Origin of the sequence: Clostridium sp. ATCC 25772, from assembly GCF_001573875.1 — a bacterium.
Taxonomy (GTDB): Bacteria; Bacillota; Clostridia; order Clostridiales; family Clostridiaceae; genus Clostridium_J; species Clostridium_J senegalense.
Genome location: NZ_LFRG01000016.1, coordinates 26,149 through 38,833, shown reverse-complemented (window position 1 = coordinate 38,833; position 12,685 = coordinate 26,149). Strand labels below are relative to the sequence as shown.

Sequence of the window (12,685 nt, the reverse complement as noted above, 5' to 3'; positions counted from 1 at the left end):
ATATAAGTTGTCATAATGCAAATTGTCCCATTATATCTTTATATTAATTTTACATCTTATATTTTTTATGATAAAATTTAAAATTGTGTGAATATATATGGCTCTAAAATTTCCTTTCAACTTATACATTAGAAATTTTCGATGCCTAAATAGTAACCACATAATTAAAAATAGCTTAAATTGAATAATATAATTAGAATAAAAATTTTCTATAATTCATGAATAAATTAAAATTCTAGCTTATTTAACTATATAATTATTCTAATTTCACTTTTAAATTAGCTTTTTAATAAATTTATAACATTTAATTTTTATAGTATATATTTAGGGGAGTGCATATGTATAATGACAAAGAAAGTGAAAATTCCAAACTACATAAGAATTGCTATTGATATAGCTCATAGAATAGTTAAAAATGAATTTGCTGAAGGTAGCAAAATAACAGGTAGAACAACACTTGTAAGTATTTATCAAGTTTCACCTGAAACTATAAGAAGATCCATTGCATTACTTAAAGATATGGATGTTGTTACAGTAAATGAGAAAAGTGGAATAATAATAAATAGTAGGAAAAAAGCTGTTGATTTTTTAAATAAATTTAAAACTCAGTCTGATTTCAACAACTTAAAATCAGAAACTTTTGAACTATTAAACGAAAAGAAAAAAATTGATAATGAAATTGAGCAAAAATTAAATTCTATAATAAAATTTGCCACTCAACTTCGCAATGTAGGTACAATAATTCCCTTTGAAAGTACTGTACCTGTTGACAGTTCTATAATTGGCAAAAGTATCGGTGAGCTTAATTTTTGGCATCATACAAAAGCTACAATAATTGGTGTGAAGCGTGATAATGAAACTTTTTTATCTCCTGGACCTTACTTTACATTATTAGCTAAAGATATTTTAATTTATGTAGGCAATGATGAAGTTCTAGAAAACGTTGAAAATTACATGATTAATCCCTTTAATCGAATATAATAGAAAAGTTTCTATGTTTTATATTATTCATAGAAACTTTTTATAGCATTTTATATTTACTTTTTTAATTTCTTATAAAACTCTTCTGTTTTATTTTTATTTTCAAAATTTATAAATACATATTTCCTATCATTATACTTTATCTTTACAACTTGATTTTCATCATTTAAAACATATAATCTTACATTTCCATGTTTGATTTATACTATTGTTCTTTTATCCATTCATTCCAGGTATCAGGAGAATATCCAATTGTAGCTTTCTTACCATTTCTAACTATTGGAGTTTTATAAAGTTGCGGATTATTTAATAAAACTTCCATTCTAGTCTCTTCTCCTCTTATTTTATCTAGATTGAATTTTTTATAATCCTTCGAAGTAGAATTAATTAAATTGTTTAATCCTACTGCATTTTTTATATTTTGAAGTTCCCCTTTACTGGGAGCTTTCATTTTTAAATCTATAAACTGAAAGTTAATTTTTCGTTCTTTAAAAAATCGTTCTGCTTTTTTTGTATCAAAACATTTTCTTATTCCAAATATTTGTATATTCATTTAGTACCACCTTTTAAATTTAGTTTTTTATGAAATTAAGTAAATATATAGAGTTTTAAGTTGTCTTTTTAAATTATCCATTTCAAAACTTGTATACTCAAAATAGTAAGATATAATCTAAAGCACTTCAAATTCAACACTGCATCTTGTATGAAAATATTTTAAAACTATTGAATAAATTTAAATTGGAGATTGTTTCCCTATATATCATTTTAAAATAAAAAGAAGCATATGAATACCCCATATACTTCCTTTTCATTTTTAATTCATACTTAATCTTTTATAAGATTTTAATGACATTTCTATTAATTGTTGCGACAAATCTATTATTTCTGCAATTTCATCTTCAGTGAAATCCCATTGTTTAGCAAGATGATCCACTAATTCTCTTTGTTTTTCATGAAAAACTCCATCTGCTAATATCATTCTATATAATTCAAAAATAACTATATTTTTAATTTTTTTTCTTGAATTCTTAAAATCTTTAATTATATCGTCAGGATGCCTTTTTCTGGGGATATATTGATTGTCGAAAAAACCACATTCTTCAGAAAATTTTTTAAGCATCCAGCTTTCGCTAGCTGTAACATATCTATCCACTTTCATTGTATATTGGGCCAAATCTAAAAAACTTTTTCTTTCTTTTAATTGCAATTCCATTAAAAACATATATATCACCTCTATTTCAAAATATATAAACATTTAAATGGTACATAATCTTTTAAAGTAACTTATAAAAACCAAATTACTATGTACTTAACTTCTATATGACATCTTACCTTAATAACTTTAATTTCAAATTTTATGTTATAAAAATTTAATTTGAACTAAGTTTTCATAATAATTTAAATCAAATTAATTTTTTATTAGTTTATATTAATATACTATAATTTATTATTTTTTTCAAATATATTAAATTCACTTTTTCAAGTATAAATTTTAACTTTTCAAGTATTATCCATTCTATTTGTTATAAATATTTTGTATTATATTTTCATTACTTTACATATTATCTGCATTTCATCGAGGTGAATACATTGGTAAATAAAATTTTAAATTTTTCTAGTGTTGTTTTAGCATTACTACTTATATCTTTAGCTTATTCAGATATAAATAACCAAATTTGTTTTATTAAATTTTTTTCTATATTACAGATTATTATTTACCTTTTTATTATATTAATAATTATATTTTTACATAACAAATTAAATGTATTTAAAATTCTTATATGTACATTTTTATGTTTATTAGGACTTTTAAATTTTTTTATTTTTTTAATCTTTTAAGTATAAATTAATATATTTTAAGTAATATAGCTTTAAAAATAATTTTATTTTTTATATTATAAAATAAAATAAAATAATATTAATTATATTATTTAAACACAAATTATTACATACTACTATCATTTATATGTATATTAAATTCTATATACATATGTAAAATAGGTTGTTGTATAATTGAAATTCAGTGTAAAGTATATATTATTTTTCATTACTATACTTTAATTGCGACACTCACTGTATGGACAACAATCTATTTTATTTAGGTTTTATAATATAATTTTTTAACATTTTATGCTTTAATATAATTTAAAATTTATATTTTCTGTTGTTTAGGTATAAAAAAATGTATTTCAAGTAAAATAGATTTAAAATTTTTATAAAATGATATATATTGTTTATGGTTTAAGAATTAATACTTCATAAGGAGAAACTTATGATATATCATATAATTTTTATAATATGTTTTATTATTGCAATATGCTTAAAATTTTTTAATGATGTAAAAAATAATATTAAAATTCAAAAAATTTACATACTAATAAATACAGTTCTTGTTTTTTATATTCTTTTGTTTGTAAAAAATTTTATAATTGTATTTTTAAAATTAATTTTAAATAATTAGCAAATAATATCATTAAATTTATTTCATAATGCTTAATTATATATAGGAATTTAAAACTATTTTTTACTTTTAAATGAAAGATTTTAGTTCCTAAAAAATGATAACAAGCTTATAAATATTAAAAACTATTCTATAAGATAAATGTTCAGCTTGTTTCATTATGATACATACCAAAAATTTAAAGTCATCAACGTAAGGCTTTAAAATCATATATATATTCACAACAAAAGGCGAGTTAAAAATTTAATCTCGCCTTTTGTTATATATTAAATTATTTCTTTTATTAATTTACTCACAAGTTTTGATGCTATTAAACATCTTTCTCCATTTTTTAAATGTATTAATTTTTCTTTAGTATCAATTTCTTTTATATAATTTTTATTCACTATGAAAGATTTATGACATCTATAAAAATCTTCACTCAACTCTTTTTCCATATCTTTCAATTTACCATAAAACTCTATTTGTCTTTTTGCCCCGTGTAAAATTATTTTATGCATATTATGGGATGTTTCAAAAAATAATATTTCATCATAATCTATGTTTATAATTTTGTCATAAACTTTTATGCTTATACTTTCTTTGTTTTTTTCTTTATCGAACTTTTTCTTAGCTTTTAAAATACATTCTTCCATTCTTTTTTCTAATGTATTTATATCCCCTTTATATATATAGTCCATAGCCTCTACTTTGTATAAAAAAGTAAGATAACTCATCTCTAAATGAGCTGTTATAAATATTACTACCCCTATGGAATCGTATTCTCTTATTTTAGAAGCAAGTTCGATTCCATTAATATCTTTGTTTAAATCAACATCTAAGAAATAAACGCCTACAGTTTCATTATCTTGTAAATGTTTGATTATATCGTTTGGATTATCTGTAGAAATTTTAACATCCAAAATTATATTTTTTTCTTTTGCTATTTTTTTAATTATCCTATTAAATTTTTGTCTTTGGTTTTTGTCATCTTCACAAAGAAAAATATTTATAACTATCCCCCCATTGAATATATTTCTAATGTCTGCATAAATTCTCCATTATTTAATTCAATATCAAATATTACGTTTTCATATTTATCTAACACTTCTCTTAAATTACTAAGACCTAGCCCTCTATTGGCACCTTTTGTTGAGAAACCTCTTAAAAACAATTTACTTATAGGTGGTAAAACATCTTTATAATTATTTATTACTATTATTAAAATAGACCTTTTCTTTTTTATAATACCTAATTTCAAAAATGGTTTTTCACATTGCAAAGAAGCTTCTATAGCATTATCTAGTATAATTCCTACTACCCTACATAAATCTAAAATATTCATTTTCACCTCTTTTATAGGATCAAATACATCTATACTTAAATTTATTCCTTTTTCCTTTGCAACTATCATTTTAGATGATACTATACCTTTTAATTCTAAAATTTCAATATTTTTTAAAACGCATAATTTAAAATTATTGGAGTTCATTTCTTCACTCAAAGGTGCAATATTTTCATTAAAAAATTTTTTTAGTCCTACCATATCCCCTTCATCTATATATCCGGCCATAGATGAAATAATATTTATATAATCGTGTCTGAATTTTCTTACCCCTGCATATACTGATTCTAAATTAGATGTGTATTCTCTTAAATTTTTTAAATGTATTTTGTCATTTTCAAATTGAAGTTCTTTTCTTACAGTAATAAGAACTGAATAAATAATAAGTATTAATGTTATAAAATATATTAAGAATAACGCTCCATTAAACTTAACTAATTTATTTGATATAGCACAACTTTCGTTTAATATTATGTTTACATAATATATTAATAATGTTAATGATAATATTATTAATACTAAAACGGAAGTTTTAAATTTAAAGTAAAAATCTATCATAGACAAGTTTTTTCTAAATAATTTTCCAACAAAATAACTTATAAAGTAAACAGCTACATAGACCATAATCCAATCCACTAAAAGCTTAGTATATGTAATTTCAATATTTAAAGCTAAATCAACATTAAAAAAACCTATCTTTATCCAATCAACAACATAATCTCCTATAACAAAGGTTATTGTTGAAAAAATTACAGTCATAGTACCTAATAAAAGTTTTTTATTTTTTATATAGTACACTATTATCAAACTTATATTAATAATAATTATTGGCAAGCAATCGCTTACATATGTAGGTAAATATTCTTCGAAGAAAGTAACTGATATTGTTATTATATCTATTAATGCTAATATCAAAATAGCCTGTTCTATATTGAATTTTATATTTGATATATTTATAAAACTTCTATAAATAATCGTAGACAAAAGTATTATATATAGTATTAACATTTTTAACCACTGCCTTATATTTATTTATTAATAATATTATATATAAGTTAATTAATACTTTATTTTAATATAACATAAATTATAAATTATTTACATATCCATTTATTGCTCAATGTAAATATTTAAGTAAATTTATAACTTAACTTAAATATTGTAATTTTTTCTTTGGTTTTAATTTATTTTTTTAATACACTTAATTTCATATATTTTAAAATAAAGTTATTTCTATTTAAAAAAGCAGTTTAAAATTTTATTTCAAACTGCTTTTTCATAAGAAAATACACTCACTTTTGTATTTATCTAAAATTTATTTATCTTTTAATAAAATCTCTATAATCTCCCATTATAGCTCTTGGTACTGGTAAATCTATCATTGTTTTTAATCCTGGGTCGGCATTTATAACATGTGGTATCATATTTACACACATAGCTATAGTTCCAAGACCACCATCAACTTCTGGCTTAATTGACATACTAACCTCTGGAGTTCCTTTTATTGTTATATAATCTCCTGTATATGTTCCTTCCATCTCAGGTTCAATTTGTTGAGGATGTATCATATCTATTTTCACTTCTCCATCAACATAACCTTGTCCTATCATATTTACACCTGCAACATCACCAGCTGCTGCAAATCCATATGGTGCTTTTCTATCTACTTTAGTTACAATAGGACTCATTTGTTGCTCAAATTTGTCAACATTAAAGCCAATGGCATCGCCAATCATTCTTACTGATTCTGCAAATCCAACGTGACCTGCTAGTTTGCCACTTTCCACACCTTTATTAAAATCTTCAACCGTTAAACCGACTCCTTGCTCTTCCATAACCGCTGGTCCAAATGGAGATAAGCTATTTACTCTCTTAGCTTCTATATGTTTTACATCTGTCATACACCCTGTTAAACATACAACTAATAAATCCATTATCAATCCTGGGTTAATACCTGTTCCTAAAATTGATACACCATTCTCCTTAGCTATTCTATCTAATTCTTTTGAAAGTTCTGTATTCTGAGCTTGTGGATAAGACATTTCTTCTGCTGTAGATATTACATTCACTTTTTTTTCTAAAGCAAACTTTAATTTTGGAAAAGCATTTTTAGTAAAAGAATCTGTGGCACATATACAAATATCACAACCCTTTTCAGTCAAAACATCCTCAATATTCGATTGCACTATTACATCCATTCGATTGCCTTTTTCAACATTTAATATATCAAATATACTTCTGCCTGCTCTTTCTGGATGCATATCACAAACTCCTATTATTTCTACACCTTTTCTCCCTAATAAAACTTTAGCCATACCACTTCCCATAGCCCCAAATCCCCAAAGTGCTACTTTTACATTTTCCATATAATTTACCCCCATTTTATTTTTATATTGTGAAGAAATCTTCACTTAAAATTACTTATTAAGCATTTTTTTCAATTTCAATCAACCTAAATTCTCAAGCATGTCCTATTTTAATCAGATACGTATTGAAATATAAATTTTAAAATTCATATTAATCTAAACAACGTATACCATAATTATTATGCAAAATTCATGCCAAGATTATATTAAAATAACCTGCTATATTATAATAATTATTATAATAATTAATGATTTATACCATCATTTCTTAAATTTACTTTTTTAATGTGCAACTTATTTTGCTTAAATATACTTATTTCATTGCAGGTTTGTTTATATATCATTTGAATATAATAAAATAGCAACTTTTCTTGCTCTTAAGTGCATATTTTTATGCTATTTTTAAGTAATCCATATATAAATATCCATTATTATAAAACTTAATAAAACTTTAACATTTTAATTTATACTTTATTGTTTTTAATTGAATATTTGTCTTTTTAAAATGGAAAACTATTCATATATGTTTTTTATTTTGGGAGGAATTTATGTGAATTTTAAATATATATTTTCAAATTATTTTCTAGCATTTTGTATAAGCACATTCATAATAATATCAGCAGTATTCTCAGTATGTATGTTTAAACCCTTGTACTATCTTGATATAAATACATTGAATTTACAATCTAGAATGCCTATATCTGTATATGAAATTAAAAAAAACTATAGCTATGCAGTAGATTATATACTAGAAAAGACAGATGATAATTTTTCTTTACCATCTCTACCCTCTTCTGAAAATGGTAAAACCCATTTTTATGAAGTTAGGATGATATTTAAATCATTAAAAAGTTTATGGCTTATAACCTTGGGAATTAGTATTTTATATGGTGTATTTAAAATTATAAATAAAGATTACTTATTTTTTAAATATAGTGGAAATATGCTAATTGTATTTTCAGCATTAATAGTACTAGGCACCTTATTTAACTTTAATTATATTTTTACATTGTTCCATAAACTGTTTTTTAATAATAATTATTGGCTTTTTAATTCATCACTAGATCCAATAATTTTATTGTTGCCTGAAAATTTTTTTTATCACTGTGCAGTTATTATATTATGTATAACCAGTTTATCTGGAATACTTTTAAAAATCATTTACAAAATTTCAAGAAAATCAAACTGGTAATAATAGTATTCTTATCATTTTCCACTGATACACATATGAATTTATCAATTAGATTAAAAACAAAGTCTGTAGTATAAATCTACAGACTTTGCTTTTTATGCTAGAATAGGAGTCATTCCTATACTGTCAGTATTATCATCATATCCTTTTTTAATTTCTTCATTTAATTCATTATATCCTTTAATTACTTCATCTTTTATATTATTTTTAGCATTATTTATACTATTGTATATGATTTTACTTGCATCTTTTACTTCTTTTGACACTGTTTTTGCTGTATTAACTACCTCTTTACTAATTGATATAACAGACTTAGTTACCTTTTCAACATCAGACATAGAGTTTTCTATAGTATTTTTTATGTTATTATAATCCTTTTGTACACCTTTATACCCATTTGAAATTGTATTAGGAATTCTTTTTATAGGCTCTTTTATTGAGTCTATTCCACCTTTTATAGATGCACTACTTTCAAATACTTTACTTATGATTCCCATACTTGGATTATCAATTGTCCCTTTAACACTAGCAACTGTAACTCCTACTTTTGCTGCTACTTCCATAACATCTGCCCCTACAGAAACTGACGTTTTTATTGTTGTATTAATTAAAGATGTAGCAGAATTTTTAATCTCTTCTGCTGCTTTTTTCAAATCGGCGGCTGTAGTTGTTACTTGTTTAACAGTGCTAGCTACTCTTGAAGCTGTGTCTGTTATCTTATGAGAAACAGATTCTGAAACATCTTTTAAAGTCTTTGCTACCACTTTAGCAGTGTCCCCAATAGTTTTTGAAACAGCACTTACAGTTTTTACAACACTTTTACTTACTGACACTGCCGTTTTAACAAAAGTTTTCACATTACTAGTAACAACTGATAATCCATCAGATACTGATTTAAAAAATCCAGATATTGAACTTTTGGTTGCATTTTGTTCTTTATTTACCGTGGATGAGTTACTACTTAAATTTACAATTGACTCTTTGTAGTTTTTCTCTAATTTTTTTACACTAGTAGCTTGTACATTTGAACTGTATTTACTCCTCTCCACATCTTTACTATTTGTTTTGCAATCAGTTGTTTTGTTCATAATATTTGCATTTAAATTAACATTACTAGTTATTTTCATAACATTTTCACTTCCTTATTTTATTTTTTTCTATATAAACTCTATATAAATAAAGAATATATTAGCAGTTTTTAATATATCATTTGCCCATTTGCAGAATAAGCTCCAGTTTCTAATAAAGTAAATTCATCTTCTAAAATAAACTCACCATCTATAAAAAGCTTCATTTTCCAGGTTCCTAATTGATACTTTCTACTTTTATTATCTAAATCCATCCAAAACCACAATGTTATAGCTTTCTTATTTTCTGGAGGATTAAATAAATTATTTTCTGTTATTTGAAAAAGTTCCCCAATAGGGTTATACCATGCTGTAGTTACAGTATGTAATCCTGTAACATTTGTAAATTGAAATCTTGTTACAACCTTTTCATCCAAAATAGTATTAAAAGTCTTTTTATTTACTAATACCTCATCTTCACTTACTGTTGAACTTATATCGTATTTCTCTATATGTGTAGTATACTGAGTGTTATTGTACATTCTTTCATTATTATCATTAATAATAATAGTGGACCAAAGGGATTCATTTTCATCTGGCAAATAAATATTAGCTATTGGATCATTAAGTTTTAATTCTTTATTAATAAGGAATTTGTATTTATACTCTCCTGGTTGTAATACACATTTTAAAACCCATATGTCATTTTCTTTTACCATTATTCCATCATTTGGATTAAAATTATTAAATTCACCTATCACTGATATTGTGCTAATAGGTAAATATTCATTTTCTTCATATTTAAAAATTGCTTCCATATAAAATACCTCCTAACTATTTATTATTACATCTATTTTCGTTAAATTATAGATAACATTTATCACTTCTTTTTCTACATAAAAATACACCGCATAAAATTTATGCAGTGTATTTTTATTTGATTTTTTATTATATATTAAAAATTATTTTATCTAACTAATTTTTTAGTTAGTGTACCTATTCCAACTCCCATCATTATTACTCCTATACAAGTTTCAATATTTGCTAAAAAGTATGCATCTGGGATTGGCTGTGCATTATTTACTCCAATACCAGCAAACATTCCAACACTTAAATTTAATGCTTCATTAAAATCAAAAATAAATGTTGATAGTTTAAATCTGTTATTTAAAAAGGCATATTTTATAATCTCACTATCAACCTCAATACCTACTATTAAATAAGCTATTGCAAAAATCAACATTATACCAATAGATGTATATATAGCATATAATGGTCTTTCACCAAAACCACAACTTATCCAATTTATTAAAGCTCCAATTCGTGGTAATGGTCTTAAAGTTTTTGATTGAGTTTTTTTTGCTAAAAAATAATATTCACCAAAATTATTTTTTATTTCATTTTCCTTAAATTTATCTGCTACAGTTTCATAAACCATGTAAATACCTTCATATTCATTTCTTGTACCTTTTTTCAATTCAATTTTATCAAAAAAAGTTTTTTCATCTATTTTACTCTTAAATTTATCTTTAAAATCTAAATCTTCTATATAGGTTTTTGTAAGTTTAAAACAAGATAAATCTACATCTTTAAATGTTATCTTACTTAGGTATGAATTAATTATGATTACAGAACTCATATCACTAAGTTCAAAGTTTGTATCTTTTACATTACAATTGTCAAATATAACATAGTTTAACAAACAATTATAAAACCTTGAATAGATATCACATCCATTAAAAGTACAAGAAAAATTATCATTTTTATTCAATGATGGTAACTTATCAGTTTCTTCCTTTATGAATATACAGTTTTCGAAAATTACTCCTCCACCATTTAAACTACATTTATTAAAATAACAACCTATAAATTTACAGTCTTGAAACTTTATATTATGAAATTTGCATTTATCAAACGTAGTACATATAATATCTATACCATTAATTTTCTCAAATTCTTCTTCGTTTTTCACTCTACCTTTTCCAAAAGTAGTTTCCTTAAAATCTTTAAAACTATATTTTTTATCCGGATTATAATTTACAGACATGTTTTTTGTATTTCTTATTTCATTAAACAACTTCTCATTATTATTATTTCTATTACTTAGCTGGTTTTTTAGTGCTACCCTTTCCTCTTTAAAATTTATATAAGCCATTTAAACCCTCACTTTTAATTTTTTAATAAATAATTTTCATTATTTATATTCTTTCCAAATGGCCTTATTTTATAAATTACAATTTATTTTACCTTTTCTCCACAGTAAGGACAATATTTAAAATTATTTTCCACAACTTTACCACAATTTGAGCAAACATTGCCATGTGAACAAATTTCATTTACTCCTTCTGTAGGTTTTAAATCCCAATAATTAAACTTAACATCTTTATCCTTTTCAAAACCCTTTCCTTTTTCAGTTGAAATTTCATAAATAAAATTACATCCATTGCATACCACATAATATTTCTCATCCCACTTAAAAATAGGTATAAAGAAAAAATGGAAAAAACTAAATGTCTTTATAATTCTTCCTCCTAATTCCATATCACAATTCCTACAAGATATATCATTTAAATTACCTATCTCTTTTTCTTTTCTTTCTACTCCAAATACTCCTATAAAAAACATATACTCCTCCATATCTAAATTAAATTTTCCACTTCCGTTTCTTTTATACAAAATCTTATACTTTAACAAGTTATATGTAAAGATATACGCATGCTTATTTTTATACGAAAAACTTAAAGCTATGAATTATTTTATTAACTCATAGCTTTTACATTTATAATTACAGTCATTAAATATTTTTAATTATATTTACTTTTTAAATCTTAGAACTTGAATACCTGTAAAAATTCCATATATAATAAAAATTACTGAAATTAATCTTATACTAACACCTAAATTACTGTCCTCATTAATAACAAGCAATATTAATGCAATACTAATTAACAACACAAATATAGATAAAAACATTAATTTATGTATATCCATACCCCAATTTAAAATTTTAGCTATAAAAATAATAACCGCAATACATATTAATATTATTCCTATCAATAAATCACCTCTTCATATGTTCCTTTTATATCTATTTTAATATAACATAATTTTATTATTCTAATGAAACAAGACTAATTTATCTATTCTTCTAAATATCATATATTGATATACTATATTTTTAAACATTACATATACACTTTTATGTATGGTGACAGTCATTAACTATTTAAAATCATATAACAATGCAACTCATCATAATATTTCTATTTAAAATATCTTCTTTTATTAGTCATA

Annotated in this window: 12 protein-coding genes; 2 read left to right on the top strand and 10 right to left on the bottom strand. The window is 23.4% G+C overall.

Features of this window, described 5'->3' with window-relative positions; genetic code table 11:
- The first annotated feature begins 345 nt into the window (after window positions 1-345).
- A complete protein-coding gene (locus AZI32_RS08420) occupies window positions 346-981 on the top strand; it encodes a TrkA C-terminal domain-containing protein (protein ID WP_061995418.1) in 636 nt (211 codons plus the stop codon).
- Between the two features lie 205 nt (window positions 982-1,186).
- Here the strand turns inward: AZI32_RS08420 and AZI32_RS08415 are convergent, their stop codons facing one another.
- The 5 genes from AZI32_RS08415 to ord form a co-directional block, all read right to left on the bottom strand.
- Window positions 1,187-1,534 (bottom strand): arsenate reductase family protein, encoded by a 348-nt coding sequence (locus tag AZI32_RS08415; protein ID WP_061995417.1) that lies wholly within the window; start codon window positions 1,532-1,534, stop codon window positions 1,187-1,189.
- A 261-nt stretch (window positions 1,535-1,795) separates the two neighbouring features.
- Window positions 1,796-2,203 (bottom strand): hypothetical protein, encoded by a 408-nt coding sequence (locus AZI32_RS08410; protein ID WP_061995416.1) that lies wholly within the window; start codon window positions 2,201-2,203, stop codon window positions 1,796-1,798.
- A 1,505-nt stretch (window positions 2,204-3,708) separates the two neighbouring features.
- On the bottom strand, window positions 3,709-4,428 hold the full coding sequence (locus AZI32_RS08395) for a LytTR family DNA-binding domain-containing protein (RefSeq protein WP_275934979.1): 720 nt from the start codon (window positions 4,426-4,428) through the stop codon (window positions 3,709-3,711).
- A gap of 8 nt (window positions 4,429-4,436) precedes the next feature.
- Complete coding sequence (locus AZI32_RS08390) at window positions 4,437-5,774, bottom strand: sensor histidine kinase (protein WP_061995412.1); 1,338 nt, start codon at window positions 5,772-5,774, stop codon at window positions 4,437-4,439.
- A 311-nt stretch (window positions 5,775-6,085) separates the two neighbouring features.
- On the bottom strand, window positions 6,086-7,132 hold the full coding sequence (ord, locus tag AZI32_RS08385; RefSeq protein WP_061995411.1) for a 2,4-diaminopentanoate dehydrogenase: 1,047 nt from the start codon (window positions 7,130-7,132) through the stop codon (window positions 6,086-6,088).
- Window positions 7,133-7,682: 550 nt separating this feature from the next.
- Here ord and AZI32_RS08380 point away from each other — a divergent pair.
- Window positions 7,683-8,324 (top strand): TIGR01906 family membrane protein, encoded by a 642-nt coding sequence (locus AZI32_RS08380; RefSeq protein WP_061995410.1) that lies wholly within the window; start codon window positions 7,683-7,685, stop codon window positions 8,322-8,324.
- A gap of 95 nt (window positions 8,325-8,419) precedes the next feature.
- Here AZI32_RS08380 and AZI32_RS08375 read toward each other — a convergent pair whose 3' ends face one another.
- The 5 genes from AZI32_RS08375 to AZI32_RS08355 all read right to left on the bottom strand — a co-directional run bounded on the left by AZI32_RS08375 (window position 8,420) and on the right by AZI32_RS08355 (window position 12,448).
- Window positions 8,420-9,451 carry a hypothetical protein gene (locus AZI32_RS08375; protein WP_061995409.1) on the bottom strand — a complete coding sequence of 344 codons (1,032 nt, stop codon included), beginning with the start codon at window positions 9,449-9,451 and terminating at the stop codon, window positions 8,420-8,422.
- A gap of 71 nt (window positions 9,452-9,522) precedes the next feature.
- Window positions 9,523-10,209, bottom strand: a complete 687-nt coding sequence (locus AZI32_RS08370) for a hypothetical protein (protein ID WP_061995408.1) — start codon at window positions 10,207-10,209, stop codon at window positions 9,523-9,525.
- A gap of 149 nt (window positions 10,210-10,358) precedes the next feature.
- Window positions 10,359-11,546: a pentapeptide repeat-containing protein gene (locus tag AZI32_RS08365; protein ID WP_061995407.1), complete on the bottom strand. Its 1,188-nt coding sequence runs from the start codon at window positions 11,544-11,546 to the stop codon at window positions 10,359-10,361.
- 83 nt (window positions 11,547-11,629) lie between these two features.
- A complete protein-coding gene (locus AZI32_RS08360) occupies window positions 11,630-12,016 on the bottom strand; it encodes a zinc-ribbon domain-containing protein (RefSeq protein WP_061995406.1) in 387 nt (128 codons plus the stop codon).
- Between the two features lie 189 nt (window positions 12,017-12,205).
- Entirely contained in the window at window positions 12,206-12,448 is a 243-nt protein-coding gene (locus AZI32_RS08355) for a hypothetical protein (protein ID WP_061995405.1), read from the bottom strand.
- Window positions 12,449-12,685: the final 237 nt, after the last annotated feature.

Excerpts from the sequence above, each read along its gene's own strand:
- AZI32_RS08420 (WP_061995418.1), top strand. The coding sequence starts at position 346 with ATGACAAAGAAAGTGAAAATTCCAAACTACATAAGAATTGCTATTGAT.
- AZI32_RS08360 (WP_061995406.1), bottom strand. The coding sequence starts at position 12,016 with ATGTTTTTTATAGGAGTATTTGGAGTAGAAAGAAAAGAAAAAGAGATA.
- AZI32_RS08365 (WP_061995407.1), bottom strand. The coding sequence starts at position 11,546 with ATGGCTTATATAAATTTTAAAGAGGAAAGGGTAGCACTAAAAAACCAG.
- AZI32_RS08390 (WP_061995412.1), bottom strand. The coding sequence starts at position 5,774 with ATGTTAATACTATATATAATACTTTTGTCTACGATTATTTATAGAAGT.
- AZI32_RS08370 (WP_061995408.1), bottom strand. The coding sequence starts at position 10,209 with ATGGAAGCAATTTTTAAATATGAAGAAAATGAATATTTACCTATTAGC.
- AZI32_RS08375 (WP_061995409.1), bottom strand. The coding sequence starts at position 9,451 with ATGAAAATAACTAGTAATGTTAATTTAAATGCAAATATTATGAACAAA.
- AZI32_RS08415 (WP_061995417.1), bottom strand. The coding sequence starts at position 1,534 with ATGAATATACAAATATTTGGAATAAGAAAATGTTTTGATACAAAAAAA.
- ord (WP_061995411.1), bottom strand. The coding sequence starts at position 7,132 with ATGGAAAATGTAAAAGTAGCACTTTGGGGATTTGGGGCTATGGGAAGT.
- AZI32_RS08410 (WP_061995416.1), bottom strand. The coding sequence starts at position 2,203 with ATGTTTTTAATGGAATTGCAATTAAAAGAAAGAAAAAGTTTTTTAGAT.